This window comes from Dechloromonas aromatica RCB, assembly GCF_000012425.1.
Window position 1 is genome coordinate 2,404,892 of sequence record NC_007298.1, and the last position, 15,591, is coordinate 2,420,482.

Annotated in this window: 17 protein-coding genes; 9 read left to right on the forward strand and 8 right to left on the reverse strand. The window is 61.2% G+C overall.

Translation table 11 applies throughout. The features are described from left to right. Positions 1–6: 6 nt before the first annotated feature. Positions 7–897 (forward strand): hypothetical protein, encoded by an 891-nt coding sequence (locus DARO_RS22290; protein WP_083761524.1) that lies wholly within the window; start codon positions 7–9, stop codon positions 895–897. A gap of 234 nt (positions 898–1,131) precedes the next feature. Here DARO_RS22290 and DARO_RS11445 read toward each other — a convergent pair whose 3' ends face one another. Then, positions 1,132–2,301 (reverse strand): IS4-like element ISDar2 family transposase, encoded by a 1,170-nt coding sequence (locus DARO_RS11445; RefSeq protein WP_011287964.1) that lies wholly within the window; start codon positions 2,299–2,301, stop codon positions 1,132–1,134. Here DARO_RS11445 and DARO_RS11450 point away from each other — a divergent pair. Then, positions 2,300–3,115: an SOS response-associated peptidase gene (locus tag DARO_RS11450; RefSeq protein ID WP_497462967.1), complete on the forward strand. Its 816-nt coding sequence runs from the start codon at positions 2,300–2,302 to the stop codon at positions 3,113–3,115. The two genes, DARO_RS11445 and DARO_RS11450, sit on opposite strands and share 2 nt — an antisense overlap. Positions 3,116–3,765: 650 nt before the next feature. Further along, entirely contained in the window at positions 3,766–3,990 is a 225-nt protein-coding gene (locus tag DARO_RS23345; protein WP_041224349.1) for a hypothetical protein, read from the forward strand. Here DARO_RS23345 and DARO_RS11465 read toward each other — a convergent pair. After that, positions 3,961–4,191 (reverse strand): hypothetical protein, encoded by a 231-nt coding sequence (locus tag DARO_RS11465; protein WP_011287967.1) that lies wholly within the window; start codon positions 4,189–4,191, stop codon positions 3,961–3,963. The genes DARO_RS23345 and DARO_RS11465 overlap by 30 nt on opposite strands. A 128-nt stretch (positions 4,192–4,319) precedes the next feature. Between DARO_RS11465 and DARO_RS11470 the strand changes: the two genes are divergently transcribed. The 3 genes from DARO_RS11470 to DARO_RS11480 all read left to right on the forward strand — a co-directional run bounded on the left by DARO_RS11470 (position 4,320) and on the right by DARO_RS11480 (position 6,144). Further along, positions 4,320–4,835, forward strand: coding sequence for a hypothetical protein (locus tag DARO_RS11470; RefSeq protein ID WP_011287968.1), 516 nt, complete (start codon positions 4,320–4,322; stop codon positions 4,833–4,835). 283 nt (positions 4,836–5,118) lie between these two features. Further along, positions 5,119–5,361 carry a hypothetical protein gene (locus tag DARO_RS11475; protein ID WP_011287969.1) on the forward strand — a complete coding sequence of 81 codons (243 nt, stop codon included), beginning with the start codon at positions 5,119–5,121 and terminating at the stop codon, positions 5,359–5,361. A gap of 111 nt (positions 5,362–5,472) precedes the next feature. Then, positions 5,473–6,144, forward strand: coding sequence for a hypothetical protein (locus tag DARO_RS11480; RefSeq protein WP_011287970.1), 672 nt, complete (start codon positions 5,473–5,475; stop codon positions 6,142–6,144). Between the two features lie 81 nt (positions 6,145–6,225). Here the strand turns inward: DARO_RS11480 and DARO_RS11485 are convergent, their stop codons facing one another. Continuing rightward, positions 6,226–6,441, reverse strand: coding sequence for a hypothetical protein (locus tag DARO_RS11485; RefSeq protein WP_011287971.1), 216 nt, complete (start codon positions 6,439–6,441; stop codon positions 6,226–6,228). Positions 6,442–6,904: 463 nt separating this feature from the next. Here DARO_RS11485 and radC point away from each other — a divergent pair, with 463 nt between their 5' ends. The 3 genes from radC to DARO_RS11500 all read left to right on the forward strand — a co-directional run bounded on the left by radC (position 6,905) and on the right by DARO_RS11500 (position 8,403). Further along, complete coding sequence (radC, locus tag DARO_RS11490; protein WP_011287972.1) at positions 6,905–7,486, forward strand: RadC family protein; 582 nt, start codon at positions 6,905–6,907, stop codon at positions 7,484–7,486. 273 nt (positions 7,487–7,759) lie between these two features. Further along, complete coding sequence (locus DARO_RS11495; protein ID WP_011287973.1) at positions 7,760–8,068, forward strand: DUF5983 family protein; 309 nt, start codon at positions 7,760–7,762, stop codon at positions 8,066–8,068. After that, on the forward strand, positions 8,065–8,403 hold the full coding sequence (locus tag DARO_RS11500) for a hypothetical protein (RefSeq protein WP_011287974.1): 339 nt from the start codon (positions 8,065–8,067) through the stop codon (positions 8,401–8,403). The genes DARO_RS11495 and DARO_RS11500 overlap by 4 nt, the downstream gene beginning before the upstream one ends. 76 nt (positions 8,404–8,479) lie before the next feature. Here DARO_RS11500 and DARO_RS11505 read toward each other — a convergent pair whose 3' ends face one another. The 5 genes from DARO_RS11505 to DARO_RS11530 all read right to left on the reverse strand — a co-directional run bounded on the left by DARO_RS11505 (position 8,480) and on the right by DARO_RS11530 (position 15,511). Further along, positions 8,480–9,823 carry a DUF6035 family protein gene (locus DARO_RS11505; RefSeq protein ID WP_011287975.1) on the reverse strand — a complete coding sequence of 448 codons (1,344 nt, stop codon included), beginning with the start codon at positions 9,821–9,823 and terminating at the stop codon, positions 8,480–8,482. An 11-nt stretch (positions 9,824–9,834) separates the two neighbouring features. Beyond that, positions 9,835–10,818: a DUF2726 domain-containing protein gene (locus DARO_RS21745; RefSeq protein WP_011287976.1), complete on the reverse strand. Its 984-nt coding sequence runs from the start codon at positions 10,816–10,818 to the stop codon at positions 9,835–9,837. Next, positions 10,815–12,479: a glyoxalase superfamily protein gene (locus DARO_RS11520; RefSeq protein WP_011287977.1), complete on the reverse strand. Its 1,665-nt coding sequence runs from the start codon at positions 12,477–12,479 to the stop codon at positions 10,815–10,817. The genes DARO_RS21745 and DARO_RS11520 overlap by 4 nt, the downstream gene beginning before the upstream one ends. 289 nt (positions 12,480–12,768) lie before the next feature. Beyond that, the gene (locus DARO_RS11525; RefSeq protein ID WP_041224352.1) at positions 12,769–13,005 is read right to left on the reverse strand and encodes a hypothetical protein; all 237 of its coding nucleotides are present in this window, start codon (positions 13,003–13,005) and stop codon (positions 12,769–12,771) included. A 43-nt stretch (positions 13,006–13,048) separates the two neighbouring features. Then, positions 13,049–15,511, reverse strand: coding sequence for a DNA repair ATPase (locus DARO_RS11530; protein ID WP_011287978.1), 2,463 nt, complete (start codon positions 15,509–15,511; stop codon positions 13,049–13,051). Positions 15,512–15,591: the final 80 nt, after the last annotated feature.

Here is a 15,591-nt window from a genome sequence, read left to right on the forward strand (position 1 = left end):
ACCCCCATGGCCGAAAGGCTGTGGGGGTTTTCTTTGACGGAGCTGACGCTCATGGGATATTCCGGCCAAGGCCGCCACTCAAACTGTATGCAGTCCCATTGCTCCAATCTGCGTGGGAATCCTCCCGGGAAGATCGACGGCAATGGCATACTACGTCATATGCCTCCGCCGATGATCGATCTCACCAACCCATCGCATGTCATCGCCGAAATTTTTGACGACGACAAGTGGATTAAGGATGAATTCGCCAAGCACTTGTCTGCTGAACTATTGAAATTCAGCGAGACGCTGGCGGACTCATTCAAACGCTTCCCGAAGCTCGACAAGATGTCTGCCGACGGCGATGAGCAGGCCGCGTTCGTCGCAGGCTTCATTTTCGGCGTCTTCGACGATCTTGTCGTGTCGTCTAAGCTCCTTGTGAGCGGGAAGATGGTCGCATCTGGCAACTTGATGCGGCAAGCCATCGAGGGCATCGCAGTCGCGATTCTTTGCTCGTCCCGCCGACCCGTGTTTGTTAGTAAGGGGAAAGGGAAAGGCAAAGCAACTATGAAGGTCGACTATTGGCGTAAGGTGAAAGCCCAGGACCCGATAGCCTATGCCCACCAATCAATCTGCCAGCTTGCGCTCAATTGCGATCTACTTGGCGTGAGCCGAACCGCCGTCGATAGGTTACGAGCAGCCCGCCGCAAATATCATCTGTTCAGCCACCCCAGCCTGTTGGGAATGGCGTCGCGCATGAGCATGGGCGAGCCAGGCCCAATCTATATCGGAGGAAATTTTGATGAAGCGAAGCTCCCAGCCTACCGCACAGAAATCTCCGAGCGCGTTGGCCTGTGCGGTGTTCTTCCCACGCTGATTGACGGATTGATTTTCAGGCTTGAGGCCAATGACCAATAAGCCTGCGACAGTTCCATTAACCTGGGATCGAACGTTCCTTGAAGTTGATGTCTCAGATCGAGTGGCGCCTTTGCGCAAATTAACCATCACACGCCTACGCAATCACTGCCGATTTTCCAGTTTGACCAATCACGGGGCGCATGGGCCACCTCTCAGTTGCACGGTGCACTAGGCGTCGATATAGCAGGGAATAGCAGAGCTAAACTTACGGTATGTGCAATCACTGCTGTCCGGTTAAATCGTGAATAGATTCAATTGGTTGTTGTGCGCGCCCTCTGGAAGAATGTACTCGCTGGGTGAAAAGGCTTGCTGCAAGGGCATTTTCTCGAAAAGGGTGAGCGACAAAATCTGTAGCAAAGTGTAGAGCGAGGCGTCGAGCTTGAGGCGTTTTTTGACGATGGCGACGAGAACATAGACCGAAATGGCGATCCAGATTTGCGACCTGACGGCATTGTCTGAATTGCCGTAGAACTTTTTGATCCGCAGATGCTGCTTGATCCACTTGAAGAACAGTTCCACTTGCCAGCGGCGCTTGTAGAGCGCGCAGATGTTGGCTGCTGGAATGGTGAAGTTGTTGGTGAGGAACACCAGCGTCTTGTCAGTCTCGGGATCTTTGAATCGGATGCGCCGGAGATGTTCTGGGTAGTCCTGGCGACTGGTCGTGCCGGTAAGTGCAATGGTCTGATCGCAGATGATGCCGGTGCTGCGATCTACCGCCGCCGAATGGACTCGCCGCAATCGGGTGTTCGACTTGGTACGGGTAACGAAGAAGGCTTGCGCCTGATGCATCAGATAAAGCCGGGCGAAGTCCAAGTAGCCCCGATCCATGACGTAGATTGCCCCAACCTCCAGCACCAGAATGTCGAGCACATTGACATCGCCCAGCTTGCCGTCGGAGATGTGGATGAAGCTGGGAATGTTGCCGCGAAGATCGAGCAGCGTGTGCATCTTCACCGCCGACTTGGTGGTGCGAAACAACGCCCAAGGAAACAGCGACAGGCACAGATCGATGGTCGTCGAGTCCAGCGCGTACGTCGTGTTCTCCAACTCGATGCCAAAGCTGTCGCCCGCATAGAGCTTGCGCGCTTGCTCGATCAGGCGCTGGGCAAACTCGGCGTAGATACGCCAATCCCGTGTCTCGTTGGCATCGGCCAGCGTAGATCGCTTGATCTCCTGCCGGAATCCCATGGGGTAGAGCTTGCCAGCCTGCGCCGACAGGCAGACTTCGATGTCGCGCAAGCTCTCGCGGTAGGTCAGTTGCGCGAAGGCCATGATTCGGAACTGTTCCGCGCACGTCAGCGTGCGAACTCCCTTGTCGCCTTCGTAACGCGCAACGTACCGCGCGAAGGTCGTCCATGGCAGAAAGTCCATGAGTTGTGCGAACAGCGTCTTGCCGATATTCATGGCGGCCTCCGGGCAAAACCCCGGAAGATTGCCAGAATCGGTAATCGCCGTTCAAATCGACACCACCCTTCATCGCTCGGAAACCCGCATCAGTCTTGGGCTTCAGGGTTTCGACCCTTCATTTAACCGGACAGCAGTGATGTGCAATCGGTATGTCTCTCCGGACGAAGCGGCCATCGAGCGTTATTGGCACATTGGCCGGAACAACAACCCATGGCGAGGGCAAACAGAGATTTTCCCGCGCGTGTCCGGCCCATTCATTCGCGCCGTCCCAGGATCTGCCGAACACGAACGTGAACTCGTCGTCGGGCAATGGGGTTTGATTCCATGGTTCGCCAAGACCGCGAAGCTGAGTTATTCGACCAACAATGCCCGGTTCGAGGAGATCGCAAGCAAAGCATCCTTCAAGCACCCGTGGCTGCACGGCAAGCGCTGCATCATCCCAGCCTGGTCCTTCGATGAGCCCTGTTGGGAGACCGGGCGCAACGTTTGGTGGCGTTTCAGTCGAGCCGACGGGGTGCCTTGGGGATTGGCTGGCCTATGGAACGCGTGGGGCGACAAGGGTACCGGTGAAGTCTTCGAGACTTATACGATGTTCACGGTGAACGCCGATCATCACCCGCTGATGTCGCGCATGCACAAGCCGGACCCGAAGCTGCCACAAGATCAGCAGGACAAGCGTAGCGTCATGCCGATCGAACTGGCCGATGTTGACACTTGGCTGTACGGATCAACCGACGAAGCTTCAAGGTTGGCGCGCGTACCGCCCGTTGATGTGTTCGATGCCGCGCCGGAGAATACCAACCCTCTCTGACATTTCCAGCATATCCCGATGAAGAACGCCCAGAACTCCCGGCGCTTGCGGGTGGCAATCCAGGTCCCTCGCTTGAGCCCCGGATAAGCTCAGCGCGATACTACAAGCGCTTTCTGTGGACATCGTGTCTGCACAGCCTTCATCGGCGACCCCGGTTGCCCTGAAGTCCAGCCCTGCTGGCGTCGCAGTCGTTACCTGCCTTTTGGGTCCCCGGCTTCGGTCGGGTCCGGCCATGCCTTTGGCCGAGTGTCCGGTTCAGCCGCCTGGCTGAACGCTGTGTCCTGCCGCGCGACCTTCGGGTCGATCGGCATCGAGCGAGGGCCCCGTTCGCAAGAACCGTGGGCCTTCATCCTGCACGTGTCGCCTGGCACGTCGCCGAGCCGCTCTGCCGTCCACGGCGGAGCATCCCGAACGGGGAACCCCAAGTTCCCCGCCAGGGATGGGTGTTCCCTTTCATTCCTGAAGGAGAACACCATGTTCGCAATTCCTGCAACGAGAGAGTCGCGCCCGGTCGCAGTGCTGCTGGGTGGTTCCGGGTATGCCCGACCGTCCCTGCGCATGGCGACTGTGCCGGCGTTGTTGAAACCGAGGCCTACCGTCCCCGGACGGTCTGGCTGCGCTTCCGAGTACCGTGCCGCAGGAGCCTGATCATGCCGATCAGCCTCTACCGCCGGCGCATTGCCGCCACTGTGATCCAACTGGCCAAGGACGATCCGTCCCTGGTCAAGGAGGTGATCGCCCGCTTGCGAGAGTCGGGCGAGATCGAAGCCGACGATCTGGTCTACCTGGACCGGATCGCCGACCGCTGGATGAAGATTGCCGAGGACAACGGCAGGCACGCCGCATCAACGTATCCGCGTCAAGCGCGCGGGTAGCGGGATGCCCCTGGCCTTCGCCATTGCCGCAGCGATCTTTTCCAGCAGATCGGGACGTTCATCGTTCAGCGTATCGGCCCATCGGGCCAATGCCTGGTCGATGTCGTCCTGTGTTCGCGCCCCGTCGAAGTCGAGACCGAGTTTTCGGAAGTCCTCGATTTCGTCGGGCGTGAACCGTAGTGCATTGCCTGCACGCAGCATGGTGTGGACACCTCTTGACCTGTGAGCGTTCAGCTTAGCAGCGCCGCAGATCCGTGCAACCCCGGGGAGTCCACCGCATCCCCGACCAGGGACAGGTGTTCCCTCTATCTGTCTTTGGAGAAAACATCATGTCCCTTGAGAAACCCCGCCCTCGCCCCCGGCGCTCCGGTATCGAGTCCGAGGAAGAGCGTGCCTGGGTCGGCTTCTATCGGCGCGTCGGCCGTGATCCGGCCATCGCAACGGAAGTCATGGCCCAGCTCGAGTCCGATCCCGAAATGAAGCGTACCCATCTGGCGCTGTACCTGTGCTGCAAGGAATCGCTGCGTCAGCACAAGGCCCGCCAGACACGCAACAAGCGGATCGGTCAGTTCGTCCGCTGGCTCTGCCACGGCCTGTTCGTCAGGCCGCTGCACAGTTTGCAGAAGGGGCTGCGTCACGGCAGCGACATCGCCGTCGAATGCTTGCCCGAAGTAGTCAAGGAACCGGCCGTGGCCCAGGTGCGCCGCCTGTCTCGGGAAACCGAGTTCAATACGGCACACACGGCCTTCGAGCAACAGGCGGCCCAGCCTACGGGCGAGCCGTTACCAGCATCCACTGAAGCCCAGGCCTCGCCCAGCGCAAAAACAACGCGCTCGGCCGCCTGACCCGAGAAGCGCCGGGCCATCACCGGCCCGGCCCGTGATGCGGCGGCACCGGCCGTCGCATCCGGTTCGCCGAACGCCCACCCGCTGCTCACCCAGCGGCGCGTGCGGTGCTCGCACCGATCCCCGCACAACCCATCGAGTGCCCGTGAACGCCGGCAAGGCGACTTCACGGGGCACCCACACCTGCCCGCCTCGCCATCTGCGCGCGTCGGGCCAAACCCCGCCCGCCGTTCTGCCCGTGGCATGCCGGCCCATTTTTTTCAGCAATGAAAGGAATCCATCGATGATCACCATCACCGCCATCCTGAACGCCATCGAAGCGCACGCTGAGCGCGCCATCGTCCCAGAGCTTCGCCTCATCAAGAAGGAGGTTGAGAAACTGCGCCCGTCCCTCTACCCGGATGACCAGGAGCACGCCGACGCCCTGCTGCTGAAGCTGGACCGCCTGCTGTCCGACCAGGTCGTCGTCGCCACCGAAGCCGGCGTCTTGGCGCAAGGATTTCCGGCAGTGGCGCAGGCAGCCTGAATCGCGGCGACACCACCGGCGATTCGCCCGCCGGCTCGCCAGACATCCAACAACCCCGTGGGGCTCAGCCCGACGGGGTGGGGTTCCACGATATTTCGAGAGGAACCCGATATGAACAAGGTGAGTATCAATGCGGCGCAACAGCGCTACGTGATCGAATGCGGCGAGGGCTATACCTGCCTCGGCTTCGCCAATGCCCGGGACCACGCCAACCAGATCGCCAGCAAGCTGAGCCGTGCCAACCTGGCATTCACGGACGAGGACTACGCGACCCTCGCCGGCTACGATAAGTACCTGAAAGCCATCCAGGCCTGGAGCCAGTCGCCCCTGACGCGCACGACCTACTTCGATCCCGGCACGGATGCCAAGGCCGCCAGAGTCCTGGAATCCTGCCGCACGCACGAACGGAAGGTCCGCCTGATCCTCGGTGATACCAGCACCGGGGAACCCTGGCTGGAGGAACACGATGTCATCGGCCGGATCGGCCGCTCGACGGGGAGTTTGAAGGTCCCCTTGCTGATCGAGCCCGGCGAGCATGGCGGCTGCGCCATCCTGTGCGCTTGCCTCCTTGCCATCGTGGATTGGGAATCCGGCGACTTCCTGTATCGCCATGCCGCCTACCGCGAAGCCGACTTGAGCATCAAACCTTCGGGCGACGCAGACCGGTCCTGGAATGTTCTGCGGCGCGAAGAAGTCGTCGCCAGTTTCCGGGACATCGGCAAGGCCGGCGCCTACCTCGCCTTCATGCGCGGCGCGACGATCGAGCCGCGTGTCTTCCGGTGACTTCGAGGGCAGTACCCGATGGAGCAACGCCTCCCCGGCAGAAACGCTGGGGAGGCGGTCGCCCGCAGAAAACCAACAGCGCTACGCCGCCAGGCGGCACTGGGCGTATTCGCGGTCGATGAGCCAGTGCAGGAACTGGGTGTCCTTGGAGACGCCCCAGTAGTGCGCCTTGCATCGGGCGATGTAGGCGTCCAGGTCGTCGAGCGTGCGGATGTCCACCGGCTCGATGTCGGTGATCTTCCGAAAGCGCTCGACCTCCCGGCGAGTGAGTCGAATTTGCGAGCCGAGGCGGATCATCGTCGTTCTACGTGAAGGGTTGAGCCTTCATCTTGATCAAATTTTTCAGGCTTGTCGCGGGTTTTACGGCGGTCCCGCAAAAAATTTATGCAGTGCCAATAGGCTGACATCCCGGTCACACTGGAGTGCAAGTAGGCCCTTTGGACCAAGCTGGCGGCACCTTTGCGCCGCAGGAACCGATCGGCACGCCCTCATCACCAACGCCATTCGCAAGCCCGTCGGATTCCGGCCGCTTGAACGTTGCGTCCTCTGCATCCCCTTGAATCCACCCTACTGATGCCGGAAACTGACTGGGCATACCTGCATTCCATCGTGGAATGTAGTCCGGCCCCGAGCCGGCGTCGCAGTCGATACCTGCCTCACTCATCGTGCCGACCCAGGTCCGCACATTCATCCCAAGCGGGGACCTCGTCCCCTTGGGGATCGGCGTTTCCGCTTTTCTGGTTTTCTAGAGGAGAACGCCATGAATCTATCTGCCTTGTCCCGCGCCGATCTGGTCCGCGAATTACTCTCGCCCCTGGTTTGCGCGTCGAGTATCAACCCTTTGCACGTCAGCGATGCCGTGGCGCAAATGGGCATGCTCGGCACCACCGATACCGTTCTCGCCCATCGCCTGGGCATTGCCCGCGAACTGCTGCTACGCGACCTGCGTGCGCAGATGCGCAGCAGCCCGCTGATGATTTCGCCGCAAGTTCTGCGCGATTGGCTGCGGCTGTATTGCGCTGGGCTCGAGCATGAGGTGTTCCTGGCGCTCTACCTGGACGCCCAGCATCGCCTGATCGAAGTCGAGGAGTTGTTCCGGGGGACATTGACCCAGACCTCCGTCTATCCTCGGGAACTGGTCAAGGGGGCGCTCGCCCGTAACGCCGCCGCGCTGGCCGTTGCGCACAACCATCCCTCGGGGGAAGCCGAGCCCTCGCGGGCCGATGAGCTGCTGACACAGAGCCTGAAGCAGGCGCTGAGCCTGGTGGATGTGCGGGTGATCGACCATTTCGTCGTCGCCGGCGACACGGTGGTGTCGTTTGCTGAACGCGGGCTGGTGTGACGCCATGCGCCGCCGGCCAATCGCATCGCGTCCGATGCTCAAAAGCATGCCCACCTCATCGGGTCGGGCTGCCTTTTCTGTCGCATGAGGAGATCATCATGTCGACGATAGTCCCGCCTCATTGTCCTGTTTGCGCAGGCGACGGCGTGCCGTTGGGTACGCTGGGCCGCCTGCGCTGGTTCCGTTGTCGCGACTGCGGCATGAACTTCAGTCGTCAGACTGGCACGCGCCCCAAGACCAAGTCGACGTTTCATCAAGATGAAGGAGAACCGCATGGAAACACCCGCTGTGGCAAGCTTGCAAGCGCATGCCGAACCCCTGGCCGCGCTGTCGATCTCGCATCTGAGTCCAAGCACCCGCCTGAAACTGGCCGATGACGAGTTGTCGGTTAATGCCTATCCGACCGACTGCGGCGGCATCCTCTACGTCGGCATGCCGTGCCACCGGATCCCGACCGAAGCCGACCTGGCCGCGATTTTCGAGGTCGCTCAGTTAGCCGGCGTCGTCTGGCTGAACTTCGACAGCGAGGCAGCCGTGATCGACGGCCTGCCGATCTTCGAGATGCCGGACCCCGCATCATGAGCCGGCACCACATCCGGCTCATGCACCAAGGCCAGCCGGTCTTGGTAGTGGCCGGCTACGACCGGCCCCTGCGCGAACTTTTCCTGCAGGTGTTTCTCTGCCAGGAGAGCGGGCCGGCCGGCGATGATGACATCGTCTACGACAGCCTTCATGAACCGGCCCTGGACTGGACCGTCATTGGTACGCTGACCGATAAACTCACTGCGCTCGGCATCTGCGTGCCCGAGAAGTTGATCGAGGCGGTGTATCTGGACCAGCGCTTCACTACAGGCAACGTCGTGGTTTGGCACCATGCCGACCAAGCACTTGAAGTACTGCCCACCAACCGAGCATAACTTATCTACGGCAGGGCGTTGCGCCACGCGGCCAACGCTCCTTGCCCTTTCTCTGGGGCTTCCGGAGGTATCAGCGCTATACAAAGATCTCTGGGAATAAAAGAACAACCAGTTTCATATCTGAGGTATCCGGCGTGTAGGCAGGATCGTTGATCTGCATCTGCGCCTTGTAATGCTTCACCTTGAGCGCCCACTTCCCCGATTTATCCTCGGCTCGCAACTGGTCGGCGCGGTCGTAGGCAGCCAGTGCCCGGCGGAAATAATGCAGGTAGCGCCTGTGCGCCGGTTCGACACGGTGTGCGACCTCGATAAAGGTCTTGAAGCGCCAACCGATCACGCGCCCATGTTTTGCGGAGTACAGCGCATTCAACAATGTGCGGGGTACATGGTTGGGGTATTGAGGAAGTTCAACCCTTTCAGCCGCCAATGCCCGCCGTAGCTCAGCCCAGCCACGATAGTCCGGCGTGTCGCTCGTTTCGTAGTCGAGCCACCAAGTCTCGAACTTCTCCCGTACCTCGGCAAGACGTTGTCGTTCTCGTTCACGGACCTGCTCTTGCAGAGCGTCCCGTGCTCCGTCGAAATCGAAGTAGTAGGCACGCTGGCTCTCCCGCTCCAAGGTCAAGTCGTCAAACCCAACCACCCGGCGTTGCAGGTCTGCATTTCCCATCAATGTCGGCTCGGCCCAGATGCAATCCAGCATGAACCGTCCCTGCTGCACGGAAGCATCGCGAGTTGCCTGCGTCACTACAAAGGCATTACGGTTGTTATTAAAAAACACGTCGTCCTGAGTCAACCGCCGCGCCCCGCCGTCGAAGTGGGCAAAGATCCAGATCAACAAACCACCTTCCTGCAAGTAGAACTCGCGGCGCTCGGCAATCACATTCACATACGTGGTGGACAACTGAATCTCGAAAACCACTGGAATGCCCCGATAGATTGCACGCACATCAGGCTTTCGCCACTCTGCCGTCAGTGTGCCAGACCATCGTTTTTCGGTGGCCACGTCCGTGAACCGGGGGTCAGCCGCCAAACACTGTGCGACCCACTCTTTCATCTGCAGGTGCCGGGCGCTTTCCTTGACGCCGTTGTAACGCCTTGCATCAATCTCCTCCTGCGATAGCTCACCCCGCGTGCGCGCCAAGCAACGCCCATCTTCCAGCGTATGCCGGAAGAAGAAACGCCGCTCTTCGGCGCGCGACACTAGGTAGACAGGCACCCCACACAATGAGCAGGCATAGTGGGGCGTGCCTCGCTTGATGTCGGTGCGGAGCGCCATCCGCAATTGGATCGCCTTTTCGTAATCGGTGCCGATGACTTCGCCATGATCGAGATGATCCCCCGAGGCGATCTCCATTACCTCGGCAACCTCGGGATTCTCGACAGCAAAAGCACCACGTTCGTCCAGTACGGTAGGTCCCACGACTAGCCCTCTCAACAATAGGCCTTGGCTGCAGATCGGCGCACCTGTACCTCGGCAGGAACCAGCATGTCATGGTTTCTTCGCGGTCGCAGGCGACGGGGACGCAACCTGTCCAGGGTCTCGCTATCGGCAACCAGCAGGTCGTAGAAGTCCTCAGCGCGCACGTTCGCCGTATCGTCAGCCCGAACGCGGAGCAACGGAATCGCAGCCAATGCGAACAATTCGTCCTTCAATTGGTCGCGTTCGCGGACATCATCGTCATCATGCAGAGCTGAGTCCAGCTCGAAACAAGCCACGGGATCTTCGTCCTCGGTGCATAACAGAACATCGACTTGTGCCGCCCACGAATAGCGCCGGTGTCGATCTGAAAGACGAAGGACGAAGCCATCGACATCCATGAAATTACGTAGCGGCACGTTGGGGTAGGCGCGCAGGCTGGGGAAGAATTGCCGCACCGCCTGTAAAAATTCGCGTTCCTGGGAGCTGGCGCAAACGCTCTTACGGAAGGTCATAAGATCGCTCAAATGCACTGGCCCGAGAGTAAATGCGCTGGCCATCACGATGCGGCGCATGGGCACCACATCACCCTGGCTGGTCGCGGCAGCTGCTGCTGGCCTTGCAGAACGTCGGCCCTGTACTGATCCCTCCGGCGCCTCGCGATAGGTCAACAACTTCGTGGGGAGCGGGGCATCCGGTCCCTCGACCTCGCGCCATGCGGCATCAAGCAGTGCATTGATGCCTTCAAGCAGGTCGTTGTCGACTACCAGCAGCCTACCGCAACGAACAAGACGCCAAAGGCGGACCGTGTCGCCTGCAACCAAAGCCCCCCTTGTGAGTTTCTCGTGGAGCACCGTCGGAAAGATCTGCTGCGTAATCTTGGTCAGCTGGCTGCTAAGGACGTCGGCACCCGGCACCATCGTTTCGTAGGCAGCGAGGAAGCCGCCGATGTCGCGCTCTTCCAGGAATATCCGCAGGTTCTCGATGGTGCCATTCATTGCGCACCACCTTCCGCGAAGTCGACATCCAGAAACAGGCTATGTCCGAAGGCGTAAGACCACATGTTGGGCAGTTTCTCGACCACGCCTTCGGTTGGAAACAAATGCGGCATGACTCCCGCGTACATTACGAGCCCTTCAGATTCGAGCTTTAGTCGGAGTTCTTCGCCATCGCCGGCATAGACCAGATACGGCAGCGGATCGTTCGGATCGGTCAGCTGCCCTGCAGCCGTCAGCGCCTGCATACGGATCGACGTACCGAACTCGTCAATCGCGTCGCGGACGGTCTGCTTAACTTCATCGGACACGCCACGCACGATCCGGTACCGCACGATGTCAATGCGGGGCAACAAGGTCCGCAGCAGGGAATCGTCATCGGCTCGGGCCAGCTCTGCACGGCTCGGCAGTGCGAAGAAGAGATTCGGGTCCTTCGGCTTGAGCCGTTCGATGATGGTCATCGCGAAACCAACGGGCAGCTCGGGGACCATTGCCTGCTGCACCTCGACCTCCTGGCAAAAGCCCTCCCAGGTCAGACCCGCGTCGTTCAATGCCAATAGCAGTTTGTGCAAATCAACACGGTAGATATCCGACGGGCCACTCAAGTACTGTAAGCGCTTGGTCACCTCATGATGCTTGAAGTTTTGCGAAAGTACCCGCTGTACAAGCTTGTAGCGACGCAGCAGCTTCTCCGAATCGGTCTCGCTCAGCATCGTGATCACCAGCCCGGGGACAAAGTCCTTGGGATGGATTGTCGATAACTGCCATACATAGCGGCCCCCACCGATCCGCCAGGCCCCGTCATCCAAAGTAATTCCCTCGGACTTGTGGTCCTTCATCGCCAGATGGAGCTGTGCCCAGCATGTCAGCTCGTCGCCACGGGCAATCTCGTAGCCCGACCCCGGCATGAGCTCATCGTCCTCGCGCAGCAAGACCAATTCCGAATTGCCGGCATCCGTTGGTCGCACCGGCTGCGGTATCGACGGCAAACGGTCCAATGCTTCCCGACTGTTGCGATTGCATAACTGCAGCACGGCAACACCGTCCAGAACTGCCTGTCCGGACTCTTCCAAGTGACGGCGCAGAGTTTCGAATGCCGCTGGGGCTTCCTGCAACCAATGTTCGGCATCCCCGACGGGATTGACCATAAGCAGCGGCAGCTCGTCCATGCTTCCTGCCGGCCCACCCTCCTTGGGTGTAGGAATGCTGACCATGACATAGCCGGGGCCGAAACGCACCTCAAAGACCTTGCCACCTTTTCCCCGAAGCCATGCATCGCACCATGCACACAGACGTGGTGCAAGTTGGCGCCAGTCTTCGAACAACTCTTCCGCGGCATCGGCCATCGGCGTCAGCTTGAGGGTCGTCTTCGGCTGCGCGCGATTTGCCGCGTGCCAATCGGCGTGCCCAAGCAGGCGCGCCGCCGCATCGAGCGAATTGACGTGCTTGAGGGCGATGCCGTGCTCTAGCAGGGATTTACGCAGGCGTTTCGCGAGATGCTTGGGATCCTCGTCAGCGGTTGGCATCAGGTGCCGAACCACATCGAGTGCTGCTTCCGAAGTAAAGCGAGGTGTTTTCAGGTGGACGAAAGTCCAGAGTGAGACGGCCTGAAACTGTTCAGAGGGGGGATTGGCATCCACAGATGCCACAACGGTCGCTGTCATTGATGAGCTCCATATCGGAAAGCACTTCAGGACGGCACGCGTTGTCCGGCTTTCCAGGAGTTCACCTAGCCGGGAGGTTACTTGCGGGTATTCAACTGGCTTTGCCGTGCCGGAAAGACTCCGGTGCGTGCACTGACGGGCGCCAACTTGCCCACGATTCGGCTTGAACCGTGAGTACATGATAGGACAATGAAACAAATTCCGTCAACGCCCGAGCCGTGAGTCGGCAATCCAGCTCTCACAACGGGGCCAAACGATAGTGACGGTGGCCGGACATGCCCGGCCACCGCTATGCCAGTAGCGTTTTAAGCCGTTCCAAGCCCGCTTTGATGTCATCGCCAAGGCGTAAGGCCTCCGGGCCGCCTTCGGTTCCTTGCTGGGCCGCCCAGCTGCAAAACTCCGACATTAAAGAAGCCTTCTCGGCGGTGATTTTCGAGTGGCGGAGGCCATCCTCAATAAGAGGGATTAAGCCGGCCGCCGCACGCAGCCTGTTCAACGCAGGCGTGGATTCGGGGATTTTCGACATGCAGACATTTTAGCGGCGGGGCGCCAGAGAAGCCATGGCAATCCTACAAGCGGCCCTGAAGATCCATATCAATCACCGCATCCGCCATGGCGGTCAGTTCCGGCGTCTGGGACACGAAGAACTCCCGCTGATACCCCCCCAGCCGCAGCACCTCGCGCTTCATCGCCATGAACATGCGCTTGCGCTCGGGGTCCAACGGTCCATCGGCCTCGTCCGAGAACAGTGCACCGTAGCGTCGCCCCGTGTGCTGGGCGAGGTACAGCGCAACCGCCCGGATCAGGCACTCGTTGATCCACACCCGTTCGCCGCCGCTCATCAGACCGACACTCTTGCTCTCGCCCGACTCGCCATCGTGCACCAGGATGTCGAAGCCTTCCTTCTGCTCGCCCTTGCCGGTCTCCACCAGGGTTTGGATGGATACCGTAAAGCGCGGACCGTAGCAGGCCAGCAAGAGGTCGTTGGCCAGTCCCGATAAGGTCGGACCCGCGTCATCGATGGTCAGCGCGATCAGGCCGTCGTTGCCCATGCACTTGGCGAACAGATTCCAGTTGCCCAACTCGGTTTCGACCTTGGCGATGCGGTTGGCCACCTGCGCTTGACGACCGGCCAGGGCCGTTGCCTGCTGCACCACGGCCCCCAGGGTTTCGGCGTCCCGCACCGCAGCCAGGTGGGCCTGCTCGGCGGCAGCGACCGACTGCGCCGCCTGTTCCATCGCGGTCTGAGCATCGATCAGGCGCTGCTCGTCGCAAGGTTCCGGCAAGGCCGCCAGCGCCTGATTGAGCCGATCCAGGGTGGCTCGGTAGTGCTTGGCCTGCTGGCCGTGCTGGGCGCCGATGGCCTGCCGTGCCACATTGATCTGTTGACGCTCGGCCGCCTCCTCGGGCGTCTCCACCGGCGGCTGACCGGCAACGGCGTCTGGTCCCAGCGCGGCCTGCAGTTCCGTCAATTCCTGCTCGATCCCGGCCAGTGTGGTCCGCGCCCGCGCCATTTCACCGGCCTGGGCCGCTAGCCGCGCAAACCGCGACGCCCGTTCCCGGGCAAACTCGGCCCGATGCTCGGCCCAGGCCAAGGCCTGCGGCGCACCCGCGAGTTCCGCCTGCCGGCCGCGCAAAGCGTCCAGTTCCTGCTGTGCCGCCGCCTTCTCGCGCCCCAGCCGCTGGATCGTCCCCTGCGCGCTGGGAATCAGGGCCTTGGCGTCCCGCGCGTCGCCCAGGAGTTGGCATTGCCCCTGCAGATCAGTGCCGGCACACGGCACCTCCCCGGTCAGGCCGAAGCGTCGCGCCAATTCCTCGGCCTTGAGCGCCGCCTGGCCGGCCTCGCGCTCGACCCCGGAGAGTTTCTGCTGGACCATCCGCTCCGAGGCTTGGCACTGCGTCAGACGTTGGACTTGTTGGCGCCAAGATCCGATCTGTGCCGAGCGCAGCGACAAGACCCGCTCGGCCAAGGGCAGATGGAGCTCAGCACGCTGCACGGCCTGGGCACCAGCCAGCACCGTGAGGCATTCCCGGCGCTGGTTCTGCAAACCCTGCCCGCGGTTGCGCTCCTGGGTGACGCGCTGGGCGATGCGTTGCGTCAGCCGTTCCAGCCGCTGCGACTCGCCCTGGTCCTGGGCCTTCAAGGCGTCGATGGCCTGCGTTCCGGCCTGGATCACGGCGTGGCATTCGCCCTGAAGTTGCTCCCGGCGCGCTTCCACCCCGCGCGACTGCTCGCGCTCCGCCATCAATTGCGCGTGCCGGGTTCGGACCGACTCCTGCGCTGCCTGGGTCGCTTGGCGACCCGCAAGGCGCTGCGCGACGCGGGCCTGGGCGCCGTCGAGCCGGCGCCGTTCACCCTCGATACGCTGCGCTTCCGCATCCAGTCCAGCCTGTTCCTGCCGGATGGCCGCCAGGCCGGCCTTGAGCAGGCGCGCCGTCTCGCCCGCCTGCTGGCCCAGCGCCCGGATTTCTTCCTGTCCCAGCAAGTCAGCCAGCAACGTCTTGATCTCGGCATTGCGGTAGGCGCTCAACTGCCGCTTGCCCTGCGCCGAGAACACCGACGTGAAAAAGGTGTCGGCACTGCCGCAGAGTGCTTCGACGCAACGGGTATAGGTGTCCACCTTGCCGTCTGACACGGTGCCGTCGTCCAGCACCACGGGCTTCCATGCGCCATCGTCGGCAAGCATGAGCAGAAAGGCTTCGGTCTTGCGCCTGCCGTTCACGCGGATCACGACCTGCGAGCGATAGCTACGGCCCTCGTGGGCCCAGATCAGATCTTTCTCGTTCTCTGGCAGGCAAACATGGTCGTAGTAGGAGAAACCGCCCGGACCGGCCATCGCAGCACGCGATGGCATCGTCAGGTACGGGTGCATGTTGTCCATCACGGTGGTCTTGCCGCGCCCGTTGGCGCCAGCGATGGCGACCAGTTCGGCGCCATCGGCCAGTCGTTCGAAATCGAGTTTCAGGACATCGCGTCCCAGGCCATCGCGAATGCCACGAAAGCCCTTGAGAGTGAGTGAAAGAGGTTGCATGGCGATACTCCAGCCGGATGACCAGTTCAGTCTCCCGCACGAAAGAGGCTCTGCAAGACCGTCCCCGAGGGACAGGCCCG

Bases quoted from the DNA above. Each gene is read 5' to 3' on its own strand.
- DARO_RS11445 (WP_011287964.1), bottom strand. From the start codon at position 2,301: ATGAATATCGGCAAGACGCTGTTCGCACAACTCATGGACTTTCTGCCA.
- DARO_RS11520 (WP_011287977.1), bottom strand. From the start codon at position 12,479: ATGACAGCGACCGTTGTGGCATCTGTGGATGCCAATCCCCCCTCTGAA.
- DARO_RS11485 (WP_011287971.1), bottom strand. From the start codon at position 6,441: ATGATCCGCCTCGGCTCGCAAATTCGACTCACTCGCCGGGAGGTCGAG.
- DARO_RS21745 (WP_011287976.1), bottom strand. From the start codon at position 10,818: ATGAATGGCACCATCGAGAACCTGCGGATATTCCTGGAAGAGCGCGAC.
- radC (WP_011287972.1), top strand. From the start codon at position 6,905: ATGAATCTATCTGCCTTGTCCCGCGCCGATCTGGTCCGCGAATTACTC.
- DARO_RS11525 (WP_041224352.1), bottom strand. From the start codon at position 13,005: ATGTCGAAAATCCCCGAATCCACGCCTGCGTTGAACAGGCTGCGTGCG.
- DARO_RS23345 (WP_041224349.1), top strand. From the start codon at position 3,766: ATGCCGATCAGCCTCTACCGCCGGCGCATTGCCGCCACTGTGATCCAA.
- DARO_RS11470 (WP_011287968.1), top strand. From the start codon at position 4,320: ATGTCCCTTGAGAAACCCCGCCCTCGCCCCCGGCGCTCCGGTATCGAG.
- DARO_RS11500 (WP_011287974.1), top strand. From the start codon at position 8,065: ATGAGCCGGCACCACATCCGGCTCATGCACCAAGGCCAGCCGGTCTTG.
- DARO_RS11495 (WP_011287973.1), top strand. From the start codon at position 7,760: ATGGAAACACCCGCTGTGGCAAGCTTGCAAGCGCATGCCGAACCCCTG.
- DARO_RS11530 (WP_011287978.1), bottom strand. From the start codon at position 15,511: ATGCAACCTCTTTCACTCACTCTCAAGGGCTTTCGTGGCATTCGCGAT.
- DARO_RS11465 (WP_011287967.1), bottom strand. From the start codon at position 4,191: ATGCTGCGTGCAGGCAATGCACTACGGTTCACGCCCGACGAAATCGAG.
- DARO_RS11475 (WP_011287969.1), top strand. From the start codon at position 5,119: ATGATCACCATCACCGCCATCCTGAACGCCATCGAAGCGCACGCTGAG.
- DARO_RS22290 (WP_083761524.1), top strand. From the start codon at position 7: ATGGCCGAAAGGCTGTGGGGGTTTTCTTTGACGGAGCTGACGCTCATG.
- DARO_RS11480 (WP_011287970.1), top strand. From the start codon at position 5,473: ATGAACAAGGTGAGTATCAATGCGGCGCAACAGCGCTACGTGATCGAA.
- DARO_RS11450 (WP_497462967.1), top strand. From the start codon at position 2,300: ATGGCGGCCTCCGGGCAAAACCCCGGAAGATTGCCAGAATCGGTAATC.